This is a genomic window from Pseudomonas sp. LB3P93, from assembly GCF_054898025.1.
The window spans coordinates 4,582,056-4,600,466 of the sequence record NZ_CM142713.1; the positions used below are offsets into that span (position 1 = coordinate 4,582,056).

The following is an 18,411-nucleotide window of genomic DNA, read 5'->3' on the forward strand; positions in this document are numbered from 1 at the left end:
CGTTGACCTGCATCAACATCTGAGTTCCTGCATAGCGGCACAATGCTGGCACCTTGCCAATGCTGTTTCCGCTATCAGAGAAGACCTCCATGGGTGCCTGGCTTAGCAATATCTCGCTGAAATACAAATTCTGGGCGGTCAATGCAGTCGCCTTCTTCACCACCCTTTTGCTTGTGCTGTACGCCGTGCAGCTCGAACAACAAGCCCGCAGCCATGCCTCCCAAGCAGCGGCTCAGGCTCAGGCACGCTTGCTCAACGCCTGGCCTGCCGGGCAACCGCTGCCCAAGGCCGATCATCTGCTGGTTTTCACTCACGGGCAGGCACCGTTGCTGAACGGGCAGCCGATACTGGAACTGGCCGATGCCAATGGCTGGGTCGAGATCAACGTCATGCCGCTGTTCGGCGACAACCCGTTGATGGGCGCCGAGGTGATCTCTCGCCCCGACGGTCAGCAACTCGCAGTGGTCGCCTATGGCCCGAGCCTGAGCCAGGTGTTCGGCGAACGATTCGCCAACTACGCGGTGGCGGTGTTCATCCTGATGCTGGCGATGCTGGGCGCTTCGCAGTTGTTGATCCGGTTCCTGCTGAGTCAGCTCAATACCTTGAAAGACGTGATGCTCCACGTCGAGAAAACCGGCGACCTGTCAGCCCGTGTGCCACTGGCCTGCAAGGACGAAGTCGGGCAGATGGCCAATGCCTTCAACGCAATGCAGGCCGGATACCAGCGAGTGGTCAACACCGTCGCCAGCACCGCCCGGCAATTGGATGTCGGTGCGGCGCGACTGGCCTCGAGCATGAACGAGGTGCGTCACGGCATGCTCGGCCAGCAAAGCGAAACCGATCAGGCGGCCACGGCGATCAACGAAATGACCGCCACCGTCTACCACATCGCCCAGCACGCCGGCGCGACCCGCGACCTCTCGCAAACCGCGGACACCTTGGCCGGCAGCGGACAGGAAGTGGTCAGTCGGGTACAGAAATCCATCGCCGGGTTGTCCAGCGGCGTGCAGCAGACAGCCGAGATGATCCAGCGCCTCGCCGAGGACAGTCAGAAAATCAACGGCGTGGTCAGCGTGATTCACAGCATTGCCGAGCAGACCAATCTGCTGGCGCTGAACGCAGCGATTGAAGCGGCCCGGGCCGGCGAAATGGGACGCGGCTTTGCGGTGGTCGCCGATGAAGTGCGCAACCTGGCCAAGCGTGTCCAGACGTCCACCGACGAGATCACCCTCATGGTGTCCGCGCTGCAGTCCGGGACCCGGGACGCGGTGGACTTCATGCAGGAAAGCTCGTTCAAGGCCGACGACTGCGTGCAACAGGCCCAGGAGGCTGGCGTCGCATTGGCGCAAATCACCAGCGCCGTGGCGCAGATGCGCGAAAGCAATACACAGATTGCGGTGGCGGCCGAGCAGCAGAGTCAGGTGGCGGAAGAGATGAACCGGGCGGTGGTGAGTATTCGCGATGTGACCGAGAACACCGTGCAGCAGACGGTGGACTCAGCGACCACCAGCAATGAATTGGCGGCGCTGGCTGGGGAATTGAACAAGGCGATCGGGCAGCTCAAGCTTTGAGGGCCACTTCGCGGGCAAGTCGGATCGCCGCACAGCCGGTCCCACAGGTAGTGCGCAGACTTTGAAATAGCGCTAATCCTGTGGGAGCGAGCTTGCTCGCGATAGCGCCAGCCTGGCCAACATCAATTCCGACCATGACGAACTATCACTCCAATAGCCAACCTCGATTCGCCGCCCGCTCTTGCCCCGCCTATTCTTCAATCATGTGTTCAACATGGATCGAGGATTAGCATCATGGGCAAACGTCACCCCAACCTTCCCGCCTGGCAATGGCGCGCCTACCCGGGCAATCACCAGCACCCGACCAATCTGGTGTTGCACCTGATTGCCGTGCCGCTGTTCATCGTGGCGTTTCTGCTGATTGTTTCCGGGGTGTTCGGCCTGAATTTCGCGAACTTTGCCATCGGTGTCATTGGCGTGATCGCCGCATTGGGCCTGCAACGCCACGGCCACAGCCTGGAGGCCCAAGCCTCCGAGCCGTTCAGTGATCGCAAAGATGCGCTATCGCGTTTGGTGGTCGAGCAGTTCCTGACCTTCCCACGGTTTTTCCTGAGCGGCGGCTGGTGGCGCGCCTGGCGTGAGCGCCACCGTCGTCATTGATCAGGCGAAAATCGTTACCGTCTGTCGGCTCATGGCGATCAGTCGACCATCCGCGCTCCACAGTTTCGCGGCCGCATGACCGTAGCCGTCGGCGCCATGCTCGATTTCAACCAGGTATTTGCACCAGTCCAGCGTGCTCAGCTCAAGCACCCGCTGGACGAATTCGATGGTCCAGGTCAGCGTGCTGCCCATCGCCGGTTTGTTCAGGTGCGGCAACAGGGCCGGAGGCCAGGCGTCGACCAGTGCCAGAATATGCGACTCGCTGACCGCCTCTTCCTTCACATCCCCACGCAAACGCACCCAGCCACCCATCTCGCGGGATTTATTGCCGGTAAACGGCAGGCCGCCGACACTCCAGCGCATCGCCAGATGCTGCATGAATTCCGGGAGTACGCCTTTGATGTACGGCAGCTCCTGACAGTCGTCCCAGTGTTTCATCTCAGGTGCCGGCTCGGCCGCGACCCTGACTTCGGAAGGCCGCGAGGCGCCGAAGCTGCCCTGGATCAACGTCACCACCTGCCCCTTCTGCATGGCCCGGCCCAGCACCTGGCTCACGGCTTTGCCTTCGCGCAACACATCGACTTCAAAACTGACCGGCACTTCGGGTTCGACCGGTCCGACAAAGGTGATCGCCAGCGAACGCACCGGTCGGTCCGCCGGGACTTTTGCGCGCATGGCTTCGTATTGCAACGCGGCCACCAAACCACCGAAACTGGCACGCCCCTGAGCCCATCCGGCCGGGATAGACAGCTCCAGCGGCTGGCTGCGGACGGCATCGAGCAGATCGGAAAAACGCATGGAGACCTCGGTACGGAAAAAGGATGGAGGGATCTTAACCAGCCAGGGAGGCCGGCACAGCGCTTATTCCGGCCAAAAGTACTGACAGATGAGCCGCGCCTGACTCTGACTCAACACCGATCAACTGTGGGAGCGAGCCTGCTCGCGATAGCGATCTGTCAGCCAGCCCTGATGCCGACTGATACACCGCTATCGCGAGCAAGCTCGCTCCCACAGGGATTTGCGGGGGTTTCAGGACTTGAAGCAGGCTGCGCTGAGTTTGTCGAGGACGCGGTCGGCGCGCTCTTCGGCCTTGGCCATGGTGGTTTTCCAGACCGCGACGCAAGGTTGCAAATCGGCTTCCTGTTCGGCCCTGGCCAGCCATTGCCAGCAGTCGTGCCAGTCGCCCAGCGCACCTTGCGCAGCCTTCAAACGCGGCATCGCAGCCTTGGGCAATCGATCAAGTTCGGGATAGGCTTCGATGCCGTAGCGCACGCGCTTGATCAGCAGGCGCAAGCGATGGCGATCGTGGGTTGGGTCGTGCAACGCCTGATCTAGCTTCTTCCATTGTTTGGCCAGGCGTTTTTCGATGCGTTTGCGCAAGCCCTTGAGCAAGCCCTGACGCTGGGAAGCGCGCAGAAAACGCGGAAAGGCGTCGAGGATCATCAACAACTGCGTCACTTCGGGGCTGGTCGCTACCGCCGGATAAGCTTCAGCCATCTGCGCCATGCGCCGTTGCGCCGCCTCCGGTTGATCGTGCTGGAGCAAGTACGCCGCCAGCACCTCGCGATCCCGCAAGGGCGTGGTCAGCTCGCCAACCCGAGACGCCGCCGCTTCCAGCTGCTCGACCCCGGGAAGCCCGCGCAATGGCCGCAACAAGCTGCGCAACCGGCGAACCGTAGTGCGCAGGTCGTGCAACGCCTCCGAGTCAGTGCGCGCACTCAGGCGTGCCTGGCAGGCCAGCAGACGAACTTCCATACCCAGAACTTGAGCCACCAACCGATCAACCAAGGCAGGCATTTTTTGCTCCCTGAAATGAATTTCCCCAAGCCTAGATCATGCCTCAACGGCCGGCGCGCGACTCACGAATATAGAAGCGCGCTTTCTCGGCCTTCTTGGTGCAGCCTTCGAAGCCTTCGAATTGCTGTTGGGTCTTGGCCGCCGTCAACAGCGACAGGGCTTTGGAGTAGCTGACGGTGCCGGCGAAACCCTCAGCCTTGGCCAGGTCCAGTTCATGCCACGCGGCATCGAGCCCGCCACCGCAACTGTCACGATAAGCGGTTTTGCCGGCACAACCGGCGAGTGCCAGGGCAATCAAAGGTACACAGATCCAGGCTTTCATCACTCACACCTCAAAAATAGGTAAACAGTCGTGCAGGTAAGACGGTCTGGCGCCTGAAAAGTGCCTTGGCCCCGCCGCGCAAACTGCCAGCGCTCGCGAGAATACCCATGTGCCGCCATGGAGTGTCGAAAAAACGACGCTCTCGGCCCGCCGAGCGACCTTGGCGATTGAAGCGCGCCCCTTGATGGGTGCATTGTTGAACCTTGTCAGACGAGGGCGATTCATGAAAAAGCGTGTCGCGCTGGTGTTGGGCTCGGGTGGAGCCCGGGGTTATGCCCATATCGGTGTCATTGAAGAAATCGAACGGCGCGGCTACGACATCGCCTGCATCGCGGGATGCTCGATGGGCGCCGTGGTCGGCGGAATCTACGCCGCAGGTAAACTCGATGAGTATCGCGACTGGATCGAAAGCCTGGACTACCTCGACGTTTTGCGTCTGGTGGACGTCAGTTTTCGTCTGGGCGCTATTCGCGGGGAGAAGGTGTTCGGGCAGATCCGCAAGATCGTCGGCGAGATCAACATCGAAGACCTGCGCATCCCCTACACGGCGGTGGCCACCGACCTCACAAACCAGCAGGAAATCTGGTTCCAGGAAGGCTGTCTGCACCAGGCCATGCGTGCCTCGGCGGCGATTCCCAGCCTGTTCACACCCGTCATGCAGGGCAATCGCATGCTGGTGGACGGCGGCATCCTCAACCCTTTACCGATCGTGCCCGTGGTATCGAGTCACTGCGACCTGATCATCGCGGTCAACCTCAATTCCACCAACCAGCGTCACTATCAACTGCCAGTGATCCAGCGCCCGGCGGCGTTCAAGACCCGGTTCGACAGCCTGATCAACTCGCTGGGTTCAAAAATGCCGTTCCGCCGCAAGCAGGCGGAGCAGTTGCTGCTGCTGGAGAAGGAAGCGTTGATGGCAGAAGCGGCCGACATCAACCCCTGGATCGAATCTGCCGAACCCGAAGCCCAGCAACCGGCGGCCGCTCCCGAACGCGAAGGCGCGCCGAAGTCCGCCACCGGTTCTTTCATCATCGACAACGTGGGGCCGGCGTCCTTGCTGGACCTGATCAACCAGAGCTTCGAGGTGATGCAGACGTCATTGGCGCAGTACAAGATCGCCGGGTATCCGCCGGATATCTTGATCAACGTGCCGAAACGGGTGTGCCGGTTTTTCGAGTTTTACAAGGCGCCGGAGTTGATCGCGCTGGGGCGCGAGATTGCTCGGGATACGCTGGATCGGTATGAGAATGAGCGGGACTGAAACAGTGATGCTCAATGTGCCAAAGTGGTTGCTGCATCACTTTGGCCAAAACACATCGAAGGGAGTTGACTTTCAGCTCCCCTGGATGATTTTAAGGACGAGTACTTTTACAAATTCCTGCCCAATGCAGTAAAGACATGACCACCGTCGTTTGTCTGTTCAATACCGCTTTTCATGTCCTTCGTGTAGTAATTGAGTCCTGTCCCTATCGGGTCGGGCGGTGGTGGCTCTGGTTTTTCCGATGAACCCGTCGTCGACCAAAACTGCCCACCCTCCAAAGGCCACCGATTGCCAAAGCGTTGATAAAGAACCCTCAAATCATTGATATCTGAAAGTTGCACTCGTTCTCTATTGGCATCTTCCATTAAAGAACGCAGCCTTGCAGTGCCAAAATGGAAAAAGGCTTTCCCGTACGGGATATTCACGATGTAACGTTTGGATTGCCCCGTCGCGTCAGTGACCTCCACGGTGACCTTGCCCGAGCGTAAAGCTCTGACTACACCCTCCTGATTGACATGAGCGATGCGCGCATTATCCACCTTGTAAAAATACGGTTTCTTGCCGCCTGTAGGCTGACGTTGAAAAGTGGTATCTGGCGCTGAGTCCGGCTCCAGATCCGGGAATAACTGCAGTGAATGAACCATTCCCGATATAAACGCTTGCGACTCATCCATTACCAAGGGTTTGCGGTCTTCCATAACGGCTCCAATTCAATAAACCGATTGAGTTTTTTGACCGAAGCCACCTTTGCTCGCAGTGTCAGTGACGTCGCAAAGGGAAGATACGACTACCCATCTCTTCTTCATACCTGACATAAATGACAGTCCCGACGAACGGCAAGTATCAAGAGCTACCTTTAGTACTTGCAATTGGAGCCTGACCGAAAGAATCCTCTCCACTCAACAACCGATACCCAACCCCCGCCTCGGTAACGATAAACCGCGGCTGAGTCGGATCATCCGCCAGCTTCTGCCGCAAATGCCCCACCACTATCCGCAAGTAATGACTGTCCTCGGTATGCGTCGGCCCCCAAATATCTTTCAGCAACTGCTGCTGCGTGATCACCCGCCCGGGATGCCGCGCCAGTTGCGCAAGCACCGCATACTCCTTGCGAGTCAGCGCGACTTCGGTGCCTTCGAGCAGCACCCGGCGATAGGCCAGATCCACGGTCAACGGGCCAAATGTCAGCGCCGCTTGCTGGGCCTCGCCAGCGGGCGCCTGTCGCAACAGGGCGCGCACCCGGGCAAGGAACTCCTGAATGCCGAACGGCTTGGTCACGTAGTCGTTGGCACCGCCATCGAGCGCTTCAACCTTCTGCCCTTCGCTGGCACGCACCGAGAGCACCAGCACCGGCACCGTCGACCACTCGCGAAACTCGCGCAGCACTTGCTGGCCGTCCATGTCCGGCAGGCCGAGGTCGAGCACCAGCAAGTCGGGTTTGTTCAACGCCGCCTGGGCCAGGCCTTCGTTGCCGGTGCCGGCCTCCAGCACTTTGTAGCCCTGGGAGGCGAGGCTGATGCGCAGGAACTTGCGGATCTGCGGTTCGTCGTCGATGACCAAAATGGTCGCGGTCTGGCTCATGTTTTCTGATCGCAGCATGGAGATGTCCAAAGGGTATCAGGCTTCACTTTCAATGCTCACTTTCAGCCCTCATTTTCAATGTCTGGCTGCGCCTGCAATGGCAAGTGCAGCGTGATGCAGGTGCCGCGCCCTTCGATGCCGTCTGCGACGCTGATCCGACCGCCATGCGCGCCGACCATGCCCTGACAAATCGCCAGCCCCAACCCCGTGCCCTGCCCGCCCCGATCACCGCGCGCAGCGGTGTAGAACATGTCGAAAATCTTCGCCCGCTCATCCTCCGGAATCCCTGGCCCCTCGTCGCTGACCGAGAAAAACAGCTCGCTGTCATTGGCTCCGGCACGTAATTGCAGACGGCCGTGAGGCGGGGAAAAACGCGCGGCGTTTTCCAGCACGTTGACCAGCGCCTGCTCGATCAACGCGGCGTGCACGTACAGCAGCGGCAATTCGGCTGGCACTTCGGTCGTGACCTGCAACGGCGCCAGCACCGCGCGCAGGCGATTGAGTGAACTACCGACGATGTCCGCTGGTGAGACCCAGTCCCGCGCCAGCTTCAACGCGCCGTGACCAAGGCGAGTCATGTCCAGCAGATTCTGTATGTAGCGGTCGAGGCGCTCGGCCTCATCGCGGGTGCCTTCGAGCAGTTCAAGGCGATCCTCCTGCGGGATGGCGTCACCGAGGGCCAATAGGCTGTCGATGCTGCCGCGCATGGAAGTCAGCGGCGTGCGTAAATCGTGAGACACCGACGCCAGCAAGGCACTGCGCAACTGCTCGGTTTCGCCGTGCAGGCGCGCCGCTTCCAGGTCTTCGGCCAGTTGCGCACGCGCCAGTGCCTGAGCCAGCGGCTGACTCAATGCCGTCAACAAACGCCGACGCTGGCCGCTTAGTGTCTGGCCTTCTTTGGCACACACGCCGAGCAGCGCCAACGGTCCGTCTTCCACCGACAACGGCCACCACCACCAACGCCCGAACGGCAGCGTGCCAGTGCCCGCGCCTGCTGGCTGGTCGTGTTGCCAGGCCCAATCGGCGGCGGCGCGCTCGGCTTCGGAAAACTCCAGCGGGCCGCCGGTTTCGACTTTCCAGCCTGCCGGGCCGTCACGATTGAGCAGGCACAGTTGCAATTCGCTCCAGCCGTTAAGGTGCTGGGCCGCGGCGCTGATCACGGCCTGGCGATCAGTGGCGGCGGTGAGTTTGCGCGACAGGTCGAGCAGTTCGGTGGTCTCTTCCTGGGTGTCACGCAATGCCTGTAATTGCCGCCGTTGCCGCGCCGCGAGGTTACCGGTGAGGGCCGCCATCAGCAGGAAGAACAGCAAGGTCAACACGTCTTCTTCGCGCTGGATGCTGAAGGAGAAGGTCGGTGGGATGAACAGAAAGTCATAAGTCAGAAACGACAGCGCCGCACAGGCCAGCGCCGGGCCAAGGCTGCTGCGCACCGCCACCAGCAACACCGCGGCGAGGAACACCAGCGAGATATTCGGCAGCGGCAAAACGCTCGCCACTGCCCAGGCCAAAGCACTGGCCAAAATCGTAGCCACCAGGGCCAGCGCGTAATCGAACCACACCAGCGACTGCGTTGATCGCTGGCGTGGCTGGTCCTGTTCGTGATCGCTGTCGAGGACGTTGATTTCCAGCCCGCGGGCATGACGCAACAAACGCGCTGCCAAGCCGCCACCGAACAGCCGACGGCGCAATCGCTGCCGGGACTGACCGACCAATACCAGACTGGCGCGGCGCTCGGCAGCGTGTTGGATCAGCGTCTTCGCGACTTCGCCTGCGCGCAGCAACACCACTTCGCCGCCAAGACGTTCTGCCAATTGCTGAGCACTTTGCAGGCGCAGGCGCGATTGCTCGTCGCGCACGCTGCCGTTGTCCACGTGCACCAGGCTCCACGGCAGATGCCGCCGCTGGGCAACGCGGCTGGCGTGACGCACCAGGCGTTCGGCCTGAGCATCGCCATCGACGCCCACCAACAATCGACCGCGCACCGCTGGCGCGGCTTGACCGAGCTGGCGATAACCCTGGGCCAGGTCATTGTCGACTTGAGCGGCGGCGGTTTGCATCGCCAGTTCGCGCAGGGCGGTGAGGTTGGTCTGGGTGAAGAAGGCATCGATGGCCGCCCGCGCCTGTTCCGGCACGTAGACCTTGCCGTCGCGCAGACGCTCAAGCAGTTCGCGCGGCGGCAGGTCGATCAACAGCAGTTCGTAGGCCTCTTGCAGCACCCAGTCCGGCAGGGTTTCGCGAACCTGCACGCCGGTGATCCCGCGCACTTGATCGTTAAGGCTTTCGAGGTGCTGGACGTTGACCGTGGTGAACACGTCGATGCCGGCGGCCAGCAATTCCTGGATGTCTTGCCAGCGCTTGGTGTGGCGGCTGCCGGGGGCGTTGCTGTGGGCCAGTTCGTCCACCAACACCAGTTTCGGTTGGGCGGCGAGCAGGCCGTCGAGGTCCATTTCTTCGAGCATCACGCCGCGGTATTCCGAGCGCACCAAAGGCTGTTGCGGCAAGCCGCCGAGCAGCGCTTCGGTTTCGGCGCGGCCATGGGTTTCGACCACTCCGGCGATGACTTTCACGCCTTGGCGCAATTGGGTGTGGGCTGCTTGCAGCATGGCGTAGGTCTTGCCGACACCGGGCGCGGCGCCGAGGAAAACCTTGAGCCGGCCACGGCCATCGCGGGGCAGGTCTGCTAACAGCGCGTCGGCGCGGCCGGAGTCACTCATGCTTTGGGATCTCTTATTTCAGGTGTTTATGTGGTGATTGTTCTGGCGCCATCGCGGGCAAGCCCGCTCCCACAGGGATCTTCGGTGTTCACAGAACCTTGTGGGAGCGGGCTTGCCCGCGAATGGTAGCGTCACCGATCTACAGGTTTTCCAGCGCCGCATTCAACTCCAGCACATTGACCACTGGAGGACCAACGAGCGGCTTCTCGATATGCGCATCCATCAATTGCTGGAGGGTCGCCACCGGCAGATTCCGCGCCGCCGCAACTCGCGCCAGTTGATAGGCAATCGCGGCCGGTGGCAAGTGGGGATCGAGGCCGCTGCCAGAGGTGGTCAGCATGGCCAATGGCACCGGGCCCTGACCTGGCACCAGCAGTTTGTTGGCATCGTCAATCACACGAGTCGCGAGCGCCGGGTTGCTTGGCGAAAGGTTGCTGGCGCTGCTGGACACGGTGGCAAACGCGCCGGCGGATGGCCGTGGGTGGAACCAGGCATCGCCGACAAAGTCCTGAGCAATCAGCGACGAGCCACGGACTTTGCCATCGGCGTCGCGCACCAGGCTGCCATTGGCTTGATCCGGGAACGCGACCTGGGCGACGCCGGTGACGACCAAGGGGTAAGCGACGCCGGTGATCAGGGTCATCAGCACGAGCAGGCTCAGGGCCGGACGTATCATTGTGGACATTTCAGAATCCTCGAATTCGGTGAACATTCATCACTGTGAAGGCAAACACACCACCTGTGGCGAGGGAGCTTGCTCCCGTTCGACTGCGAAGCAGTCGTCAACCCGGCAAATGCGGTGTGCCTGAACAAATGCGGTGTCTGGGAGGGGGCTGCTTCGCAGCCCGGCGGGAGCAAGCTCCCTCGCCACAAAAAGCAGCTCCCCTCCGCTTATCAACCGCTAAACCAGATGCAACGCCGTCAACAGCATGTCGATCGCCTTGATCCCCACAAACGGCACCAGAATCCCGCCCAGTCCATAGATCAACAGATTGCGTCGCAACAGCGCCGCCGCACTCGCCGCCTGCACTCGCACACCCCGCAGCGCCAGCGGAATCAGCACCACGATGATCAAGGCGTTGAACACAATCGCCGACAGAATCGCGCTCTGCGGACTGCTCAGGTGCATGACGTTGAGCACGCCCAATTGCGGGTAGATCGAGGCAAACAACGCCGGCAGGATGGCGAAGTACTTGGCCACGTCGTTGGCGATGGAAAACGTCGTCAACGCACCACGAGTCACCAGCAATTCCTTGCCGATTTGCACCACGTCCAGCAGCTTGGTCGGGTCGCTGTCGAGGTCGACCATGTTCGCCGCCTCGCGTGCCGCTTGCGTGCCGTCGTTCATCGCCATGCCGACGTCAGCCTGGGCCAGGGCCGGGGCGTCGTTGGCGCCGTCACCGCACATGGCAACCAGGCGACCGTCGTTCTGTTCGTGGCGAATGCGCGCCAGTTTTTTCTCTGGCGTGGCCTCGGCCAGCACGTCATCGACGCCCGCTTCGGCGGCGATGGCGGCGGCGGTCAGCGGGTTGTCGCCGGTCACCATGACCGTGCGGATCCCCAGTTTGCGCAGCTCGGCGAAACGCTCGCGGATACCGGGCTTGACCACGTCCTTGAGGTGGATCGCGCCGAGCAATTTACCCTCGGCGCAGACCAGCAACGGTGTGCCGCCGCTCTGGGCGATCTTGTCGATTTCCCGGGACAGGGCCGGGGCCAGATCAGCGCGTTTGAGGCCGACGAAAGCCAGCAGCGAATCCACCGCGCCTTTGCGATACACGCGGCCTTGATAATCGACACCGGACAAGCGGGTTTCGGCGCTGAACGGCACCGCGGTCAACACGTCAGCGGAGGGCTCAGGTTGCGGATGAGTCCCACGCAGGTACTCAACGATGGACTTGCCTTCGGCGGTGTCATCGGCCAGCGAAGCGAACAACGCACCTTCGGCCAGCTCCTTCGCGGTCACGCCGGGCGCTGCATAAACAGCGGTGCAGCGACGGTTACCGAAGGTGATGGTGCCGGTCTTGTCCAGCAGCAGGACGTGCACGTCCCCCGCCGCTTCCACGGCGCGACCGGATTTGGCGATCACGTTCAGGCGCACCAGACGGTCCATCCCGGCGATACCGATGGCGGACAACAAACCGCCAATGGTGGTCGGAATCAGCGTGACCAATAACGCCACCAGGAACACCAGCGGCAGGCTGCCGTTGGCGAAGTGGGCGAACGGTTGCAGGGTGACGACCACCAGCAGGAAGATCAGGGTCAGGCCGATCAGCAGGATGTCGAGCGCGACTTCATTAGGCGTTTTTTGCCGTTTGGCGCCTTCGACCAGAGCGATCATGCGGTCCAGTGTCGACTCGCCGGGGTTGGCAGTAATGCGCACCAGCAGCCAGTCAGAAACCAGGCGGGTGTTGCCGGTGACGGCCGAACGGTCGCCTCCGGACTCACGAATCACCGGCGCGGATTCACCGGTAATCGCCGCTTCGTTGACCGCGGCGATACCTTCGATGACCTCGCCGTCACCGGGGATCATTTCCCCAGCTTCAACGCGCACCACATCGCCTTTGCGCAGGCTGGTCGCCGGCACCACTTGAAAGGTGCCGTTGCTGGTTTTGCGGCGGGCGCTCAAGCCTTCGCTGCCGGCCTTGAGGCTGTCGGCGCGGGCCTTGCCGCGACCTTCGGCCAGGGCTTCGGCGAAGTTGGCGAAGAGCACGGTGAACCACAACCACAGTGCGATTTGCGCAGCGACGAAGGTCGGCACGGCGCTGTCGGGAATGAAGCACAGCACGGTGGTCAGGACAGCGGTCAGTTCGACCACCAGCATCACCGGCGCACGCTGCAATTGCCGTGGGTCTAGCTTGACGAAGGCTTGCACCAGCGCCGGGCGCCAGAGGGCCGAGATCGCGGTTTTCGGTTGTTCCGGCGCCTTGGCGACGACGGTTTTGCTTACAGGCATATTCATGATGGATTCCTTAGAAGCCCATACTCAAATGTTCAGCAATAGGGCCCAGAGCCAGCGTTGGCAGGAAGGTCAAACCACCCACCAGCAAAATGGTCACGGTCAGCAGGGTCACGAACAGCGGGCCATGCGTCGGGAAGCTGTTCTGACCGATCGGTGCGGTTTTCTTCATCGCCAGGCTGCCGGCCAACGCCAGTACCGGGAGGATGTAACCGAAGCGACCGATCAACATGCCAAGACCGAGCATCAGGTTGTGGAACGCCGTGTTGGCACCGAAGCCGCCGAACGCCGAACCGTTGTTGGCACTGGCCGAGGTGTAGTTGTAGAGCAACTGACTGAAACCATGGGCGCCGGGGTTACTCACCGAGGCCACTGGACCGGGCAGGCTCGCAGCAATCGCACCGAGCACCAACACGCCGACCGGCATCACCAGCAAGGTCACCACCAGCAACTGGACTTCCCTGGCCTGCAGTTTTTTGCCGAGGTATTCCGGCGTGCGACCGATCATCAGGCCGGCGAGGAACACCGCGATCAACACGTTGAGCAACATGCCGTAGAGCCCGGCGCCGACGCCGCCGAAGATCACTTCGCCGACCATCATGTTGACCATCGCGACCATGCCGCTCAGCGGGTTGAGGCTGTCGTGCATGCCGTTGACCGAGCCGTTGGACGCCGACGTGGTCGTCACCGACCACAGCACCGTGGCGGTGGTGCCGAACCGTGCTTCCTTGCCTTCCAGCGGCGCGGTCTGTTCGACGGCGACGTTGTTCAGGGTCGGGTTCGGTTGGTATTCGGCCCACAGCGAAGTCGCACCGCCGATCAGGAACAGCGCCAGCATGCAGGCGATGATCGCGCGGCTCTGACGCAGGTCTTTCACGTAGTGGCCAAAGGTGAAGACCAGGGCGACCGGGATCAGGATGATCGAGGTCATCTCGAACAGGTTGCTCCACGCCGTCGGGTTCTCGAACGGGTGCGCCGAGTTGACGCCGAAGAAGCCACCACCGTTGGTGCCCAGTTGCTTGATCGCAATCTGGCTGGCGGCCGGGCCCAGTGGAATCACCTGGTCAACACCCTGCATGGTCACGGCATTCACGTAGTGCGCGAAGGTTTGCGGCACGCCCTGCCAGACCAGATACAGCGCCAGCAGCAGACACAGCGGCAACAGGCCGTAGAGGGTGGCGCGGGTCATGTCGACCCAGAAGTTGCCGAGGGTCTTGGTCGACTTGCGACCGATACCGCGACACAGCGCAACCAATACCGCCAGGCCGGTGGCGGCGCTGACGAAGTTCTGCACGGTGAGGCCGACCATCTGACTCAAGTAGCTCAGGGACGCTTCACCGCTGTAGGCCTGCCAGTTGGTGTTGGTCATGAAGCTGATGGCGGTGTTGAACGCCAGCGTCCACTCCTGGCCCGGCAGGTTCTGCGGGTTCAGTGGCAAGTGGTCCTGAAACAACAGGATCACAAACAACAGCAAGAAGCCCGCAAGGTTGAAGGCGAGCAAGGCCAGGGTGTATTTCTGCCAGCTCTGTTCGACCTGCGGATCAACGCCGGCCACCCGATAACAGCCACGCTCCACAGGTCCCAGGATCGGTGTCAGCCAGGTGCGCTGACCTTCCATTACCTTGTAGTAGAACCGCCCGAGGAACGGTGCCGGTATCAGCACCAAGGCAAAGAAGGCCAGGATCAGCCAATAGTCATAACTGTGCATAGCCGCTCCTAGTTCCGGTCCGCGCGCAACAGCGCAACCAACAGATAAATGAACAGCCCCACTGCGAGTAGCAGTGACACCCCGTCCAGAACGCTCATGGAAGTTCTCCGTGTTACGGCGTATTGCCGCGTGTGGAGTCATTGTCGGGAGGGAGGCTGTAAAGGAGCGAGATCGAGGGGGTTGGCTGGGCATAAAGAAAGAGTAAAGAGTGGGTTTATGCCGGCGTTACAGCGTTGTTTTGGCAGGGCCCATCGCGGGCAAGCCCGCTCCCACAGGGATCGGTGATGTATCGACAAACGCATATCCTTGTGGGAGCGGGCTTGCCCGCGATGGCGGCATAACAGACGACGCTGCCCCCAACTGGCGCACAAAAACCGCTCATCCAGCGCCAAACATCCCCGATACGACGTGTTTTTACGCTTTACGACTGCCATCACAACACTGGCACGCCCACTGCAAACGCCCTCCCCGAAGCTGTCCAAACCGTTCAGGGAGCAAAGGCATGAACACACAACTCAAACCCACGCTGGGCACGTTGCACTTGTGGGGTATTGCCGTCGGGCTGGTGATCTCCGGTGAGTATTTCGGCTGGAGTTACGGCTGGGGCGTGGCCGGCACACTCGGGTTCCTCGTGACCTCGTTTATGGTCGCCACCATGTACACCTGTTTTATCTTCAGTTTCACCGAGCTGACGACAGCGATTCCCCATGCCGGCGGCCCCTTTGCCTACAGTCGCCGCGCCTTTGGCGAGAAAGGTGGATTGATTGCCGGGCTGGCGACGCTGATCGAATTCGTCTTCGCCCCGCCGGCGATTGCGTTGGCAATCGGCGCTTATCTGAATGTGCAATTCCCCGCCCTTGACCCGAAACATGCAGCGGTCGGCGCTTACATCGTGTTCATGGGCCTGAACATTCTCGGGGTGAAACTGGCCGCAACCTTCGAGTTGATTGTCTGCGTATTGGCCGTGGCGGAACTGCTGGTGTTCATGGGCGTGGTCGCCCCGGCGTTCAGCTTCAGCAACTTCGCACTCAATGGCTGGGCCGGTTCCGATGTGTTCGGGGCGCCGGCGATTGCCGGGATGTTCGCGGCGATTCCTTTCGCCATCTGGTTCTTCCTGGCGATCGAAGGTGCCGCCATGGCCGCCGAAGAGGCCAAAGACCCGAAACGCACAATTCCCAAAGCCTACATCAGCGGTATTCTGACCTTGGTGTTGCTGGCCATGGGGGTGATGTTCTTTGCTGGCGGCGTCGGCGACTGGCGCACCCTCTCGAACATCAACGACCCGTTGCCGCAAGCGATGAAAACCGTGGTCGGCGAAAGCTCGGGCTGGTTGCACATGCTGGTCTGGATCGGCCTGTTCGGCCTGGTGGCGAGTTTCCACGGGATCATCCTCGGCTACTCACGGCAATTCTTCGCCCTCGCCCGCGCCGGTTACCTGCCAGCGTCGCTGGCCAAACTGTCGCGCTTCCAGACCCCGCACCGGGCCATCATTGCCGGCGGCGTGATTGGTATTGCTGCGATTTACAGCGACGGTTTGATCAACCTCGGTGGCATGACGCTGACCGCGGCAATGATCACCATGGCGGTGTTTGGCGCGATCGTGATGTACATCATGAGCATGCTCAGCCTGTTCAAGCTGCGTAAAACCGAACCGAACCTGGAGCGCACTTTCCGCGCGCCGTGCTACCCCTTGGTACCGTTGATTGCACTGCTGTTGGCTGCGGTGTGCCTGGTGGCGATGGCCTGGTTCAACACCTTGATCGGGTTGATCTTCCTCGGCTTCATGGCTGTGGGCTTCGTGTACTTCATGCTCACGGCGCAGTTGCGCGCGGATGCGCCGGCGGACGCGATGTTGACCGGGCTCTAAACAGTCGCGGTGCTGCTGTCATATCAGGCATAGAATGGAACGACTGCGATGGAACCAGTGCGAAAATTCATCGCTCAAAGTGGTATGCACGATCGATTGGCGAAACCCGTCAATCGGCCTGCCCTCAAGGAGAGCCCTATGCCCTGGTATGCCTGGTTGATTCTGGTCGTTGCAATCGGCTCGATCGTTGGTGGTTTGATGATGCTGCGTGACACCGCCAACAAGGTCGACCTCACCGAAGAGCAACGTAAACGTGTCGCTGAACGCAACGCGGAAGCGGATGCCAAGGATGCGCAGGACCGCTAAAAAACAAACCCTGTCGTTCTTAAATGAATGACAGGGTTTTGCGTCTCTACTGTTCCCAATCCGCCTTGGCAATGTGCAGGCCATGCAGCCCTTTGTACGCTGCACGCTCCGGCTGGCTCCATCCCTCGAGCAACGAATCCTCCAACTGATAAATTTCCACCCCTAGCGGGCGACAGACGCTCAGCGGGTCCTGCGCATCCGGCCCCCACATGGCCAGCGACAGATCACCGCCCGGACAGGTCGACAGCGCGCACAACAAATCGATCTCGGCAAAGAACTCCAGATAATCGCCCTTCTGCGCCGGACAGGCTTTCATGAAGTACATGTCGTCATGATTCAGGCCCGTGCACTGGAAGATGTTCAGCACGTCGTGCACGTCGAACTCGGTCAGGCCATGGGGCAATACGGCGCGAGTCAGGTTGGAGTGGCAGTGGTGATGGAAATCCTCGCCGGTGAGCATTTTGTTCACATAGGGATCGCAGCGAGTACCCAGCAAATCGTGCAAACGACCGCCATGTTCGTCGATGCCGTAACCGGCCAGGCTGTCGTCGGTGATGGTCACCAGTGGCCGTAAAAACGGCAGGTTCGACCAGAGCCGGTCATGGGTGCTGACGTGCGCGCCCTGCAGCTGCCGGGTCCGGGCCGCCCATAGCCGCTCGCGCGGATCGTTGGCATTCCAGACGTTGAAGTCGCCCACTTGCGGGCCGACCGGTGTGGTCACGCGAAACACGTGTCCGGCCGGCACGTTCCATGCCCGACCGGTGCGGATCGGCACTTCGAACTGCTCGATCAGCGTACGACCCTCCTTCATGTCGCGGATCCGTTCGTAGAAGGCTTTGTCCACCTGCAAGGCCGAGCCTTTGCTGACTTGATAGGCCGCCGGATAGTCTTTGTACATGGCAAGAGTCCTCGATCATTGACGGGAAATCGGTGCAAGCATCTGCAACAGGAGGTGTTCGGAATCGTTCAGATAAAGGCTCATGGCGTCCTCCGCCGCGGCTTTGTCGCCCTCGGCCAGCAGGTCATGGATATGCCGGTCGCGAGCCAGCCAGGGCGCCTGAAAACGTGACTCATCGGGCGCGGTGCAGAACGCCAGGCGCAGTTGCGCAACAACGTTGGTGAAAAACTCATCGAACAATGGGCTGCGCAGTAACCCGACGATGTGTTGATGAAACGCCAGGCTGTGAGTGCCGACGGCGCGCCAGTCCTCGCGCTCCCGGGCAAGTTCGGTGGCCTCCAGAGCCTCGAGCATTCGCTCGGACTGGTCCTCGCGAAGTGGCTGGCTAACGTTGATGGCCTGCAACTCCAGCGTGCGTCGAACCTTAAACAGATCCCGCACATCATCCACGCCCAGCCGGCGTACCATCACGCCCTTGTTGCGCACGTAACGGGTCAGACCATCCTGCCCCAGACGGTGCAACGCTTCGCGAATGGTGTTGCGAGAGGCGTTGTAGGCAGACACCAGATCGTTTTCCACCAACGCCATGCCAGGCAACAGGCGACCGCCAATAATGTCGGCGCGTATCTCCAACGTGATGTGGTCGGCCAGGGACAGTCCACTGTTCATGCTCATCGCCTCGTGATTGTTCAACAATCGTCAACTGACCAGTAATCACTATTCGTGCCAGTTCATTCAACGCGGCAGGACGGAGTTGGACGCATCTGCATGCTTTTTAGAAGTAGAAGTACAGTCACCATCCCATTTTCATTGGTTAAGATGGCGCATTG

General features: G+C 61.0%; 17 protein-coding genes. 5 read left to right on the top strand and 12 right to left on the bottom strand.

All coding sequences use genetic code 11. The features are described from left to right. Positions 1–89 precede the first annotated feature (89 nt). Together ACYZT8_RS20655 and ACYZT8_RS20660 are read left to right on the top strand one after the other, a co-directional pair. The gene (locus ACYZT8_RS20655; protein ID WP_461975480.1) at positions 90–1,571 is read left to right on the top strand and encodes a methyl-accepting chemotaxis protein; all 1,482 of its coding nucleotides are present in this window, start codon (positions 90–92) and stop codon (positions 1,569–1,571) included. 234 nt (positions 1,572–1,805) lie between these two features. Next, complete coding sequence (locus tag ACYZT8_RS20660) at positions 1,806–2,171, top strand: terminase (RefSeq protein WP_461975482.1); 366 nt, start codon at positions 1,806–1,808, stop codon at positions 2,169–2,171. Here the strand turns inward: ACYZT8_RS20660 and ACYZT8_RS20665 are convergent, their stop codons facing one another. From ACYZT8_RS20665 to ACYZT8_RS20675, 3 genes are all read right to left on the bottom strand, one after another. Further along, positions 2,172–2,969 carry an acyl-CoA thioesterase gene (locus tag ACYZT8_RS20665; protein ID WP_461975484.1) on the bottom strand — a complete coding sequence of 266 codons (798 nt, stop codon included), beginning with the start codon at positions 2,967–2,969 and terminating at the stop codon, positions 2,172–2,174. A 231-nt stretch (positions 2,970–3,200) separates the two neighbouring features. Next, complete coding sequence (locus tag ACYZT8_RS20670; RefSeq protein WP_461975486.1) at positions 3,201–3,968, bottom strand: CHAD domain-containing protein; 768 nt, start codon at positions 3,966–3,968, stop codon at positions 3,201–3,203. 43 nt (positions 3,969–4,011) lie between these two features. After that, positions 4,012–4,290, bottom strand: coding sequence for a hypothetical protein (locus tag ACYZT8_RS20675; RefSeq protein WP_131060017.1), 279 nt, complete (start codon positions 4,288–4,290; stop codon positions 4,012–4,014). Positions 4,291–4,513: 223 nt separating this feature from the next. Here ACYZT8_RS20675 and ACYZT8_RS20680 point away from each other — a divergent pair, with 223 nt between their 5' ends. Beyond that, on the top strand, positions 4,514–5,551 hold the full coding sequence (locus ACYZT8_RS20680) for a patatin-like phospholipase family protein (protein ID WP_461975488.1): 1,038 nt from the start codon (positions 4,514–4,516) through the stop codon (positions 5,549–5,551). A gap of 107 nt (positions 5,552–5,658) precedes the next feature. Here ACYZT8_RS20680 and ACYZT8_RS20685 read toward each other — a convergent pair whose 3' ends face one another. The 7 genes from ACYZT8_RS20685 to kdpF form a co-directional block, all read right to left on the bottom strand. Continuing rightward, complete coding sequence (locus ACYZT8_RS20685; RefSeq protein ID WP_461975490.1) at positions 5,659–6,249, bottom strand: Ig-like domain-containing protein; 591 nt, start codon at positions 6,247–6,249, stop codon at positions 5,659–5,661. A gap of 145 nt (positions 6,250–6,394) precedes the next feature. Then, positions 6,395–7,132 (bottom strand): response regulator, encoded by a 738-nt coding sequence (locus ACYZT8_RS20690; protein WP_461982567.1) that lies wholly within the window; start codon positions 7,130–7,132, stop codon positions 6,395–6,397. A gap of 62 nt (positions 7,133–7,194) precedes the next feature. Next, positions 7,195–9,846, bottom strand: a complete 2,652-nt coding sequence (locus ACYZT8_RS20695) for a DUF4118 domain-containing protein (RefSeq protein WP_461975492.1) — start codon at positions 9,844–9,846, stop codon at positions 7,195–7,197. Positions 9,847–9,985: 139 nt separating this feature from the next. Further along, on the bottom strand, positions 9,986–10,531 hold the full coding sequence (gene kdpC / locus ACYZT8_RS20700; RefSeq protein ID WP_461975494.1) for a potassium-transporting ATPase subunit KdpC: 546 nt from the start codon (positions 10,529–10,531) through the stop codon (positions 9,986–9,988). 216 nt (positions 10,532–10,747) lie between these two features. Then, a complete protein-coding gene (gene kdpB / locus ACYZT8_RS20705) occupies positions 10,748–12,805 on the bottom strand; it encodes a potassium-transporting ATPase subunit KdpB (RefSeq protein ID WP_461975495.1) in 2,058 nt (685 codons plus the stop codon). Between the two features lie 10 nt (positions 12,806–12,815). Beyond that, positions 12,816–14,510 carry a potassium-transporting ATPase subunit KdpA gene (gene kdpA / locus ACYZT8_RS20710; protein WP_461975497.1) on the bottom strand — a complete coding sequence of 565 codons (1,695 nt, stop codon included), beginning with the start codon at positions 14,508–14,510 and terminating at the stop codon, positions 12,816–12,818. Positions 14,511–14,518: 8 nt separating this feature from the next. Further along, positions 14,519–14,608, bottom strand: coding sequence for a K(+)-transporting ATPase subunit F (kdpF, locus tag ACYZT8_RS20715; protein WP_007899818.1), 90 nt, complete (start codon positions 14,606–14,608; stop codon positions 14,519–14,521). A 404-nt stretch (positions 14,609–15,012) separates the two neighbouring features. On the opposite strand from kdpF, the gene eat reads away from it, so the two are divergent. Next, positions 15,013–16,377: an ethanolamine permease gene (gene eat / locus ACYZT8_RS20720; RefSeq protein ID WP_461975499.1), complete on the top strand. Its 1,365-nt coding sequence runs from the start codon at positions 15,013–15,015 to the stop codon at positions 16,375–16,377. 138 nt (positions 16,378–16,515) lie between these two features. After that, positions 16,516–16,683 carry a DUF2897 family protein gene (locus tag ACYZT8_RS20725; RefSeq protein WP_094468421.1) on the top strand — a complete coding sequence of 56 codons (168 nt, stop codon included), beginning with the start codon at positions 16,516–16,518 and terminating at the stop codon, positions 16,681–16,683. A 46-nt stretch (positions 16,684–16,729) separates the two neighbouring features. Here ACYZT8_RS20725 and ACYZT8_RS20730 read toward each other — a convergent pair whose 3' ends face one another. Together ACYZT8_RS20730 and ACYZT8_RS20735 are read right to left on the bottom strand one after the other, a co-directional pair. After that, entirely contained in the window at positions 16,730–17,581 is an 852-nt protein-coding gene (locus ACYZT8_RS20730; protein ID WP_461975501.1) for an urea carboxylase-associated family protein, read from the bottom strand. Between the two features lie 15 nt (positions 17,582–17,596). Continuing rightward, positions 17,597–18,250, bottom strand: coding sequence for a GntR family transcriptional regulator (locus tag ACYZT8_RS20735; RefSeq protein ID WP_461975503.1), 654 nt, complete (start codon positions 18,248–18,250; stop codon positions 17,597–17,599). Between the last annotated feature and the right edge of the window lie 161 nt (positions 18,251–18,411).